Annotated in this window: 1 protein-coding gene; it reads right to left on the bottom strand. The window is 53.5% G+C overall.

The annotated features are described in order from the left end of the window. Nucleotides 1-823, bottom strand: an 823-nt coding sequence (locus tag HMPREF3009_RS04515; protein WP_070680296.1) for an IS256-like element ISCau1 family transposase, incomplete at both ends; no start/stop codon positions are given.

Genomic DNA, 823 nt, shown 5'->3' with positions numbered 1-823 from the left:
GCGCTGATGCTCATCGAACATGCCACGATGGTTTCCTGCTAGGTCTTTGAGCTGTTTGTTGATGCCACCTTCCAGCAGGTTCGTGGTGGCTTTTAAATCCTGTGTGACACCTTCAGGCGGGTCAAGGAAGGTAAATAATTGTCCGGCGTGGATGAGCTTTTCTAGCCGTTTTAGAGCCCTGCGGGCGTTGCGGTGGGTGTACCACCATTTCTGGTTGGGGCTGACCCATTTCGGTACTTGGCCTGCTGGTATAGCACTGCGGTAGGTTCGCTCTTTAAGCCAATCAGCAAAGGTAATGCGGGTGTGGTGGACTGCAGCTGTAAACCGCGCAGCATCGTCGGGATTGCGTACTTGGACAAGCATGTAGCCCAGTTTCCGGATTGCTTTATGCGCTGGGTGAATCGGGTTGCGGCTGATATCAGCAAAAGTGTTGCGTTGGACGTGAACTAAGCAACGCTGGATGGTCACATCGGGCCATTTAATACGCAGTGCCTTGAGTGCTCCGCCTGCCCCGTCGGTGGTGACGATGAGTGGTTGCGCGATTTTGTCGAGCAGTTTCAGGTACTCGTATGAGCTTTCACGCAGGCACCAGTGCCAGGCGATGACGTGTGTTTCGGTGCAGGCTACCAGCAGGCATTTCTTGTGAAAGTAGGTGCCGTCGATAAAGACCTGGTCGTAGACACGATAGGGGTCAGTAGACGTGGGCACGGTGATAAACCACAGCAGCTTGAACCACCGGGTCAAAGTCCGCCTTGTTACCCCAAGGCGTTTGGCTAAATGGTCTGCGGATTCGCCGGAAAGAATCCAGTCAATAAAGATTTTG

The organism is Corynebacterium sp. HMSC034H07 (assembly GCF_001815175.1).
GTDB classification, from domain to species: domain Bacteria; phylum Actinomycetota; class Actinomycetes; order Mycobacteriales; family Mycobacteriaceae; genus Corynebacterium; species Corynebacterium hiratae.
This window is presented reverse-complemented; position numbering and strand designations above follow the sequence as displayed.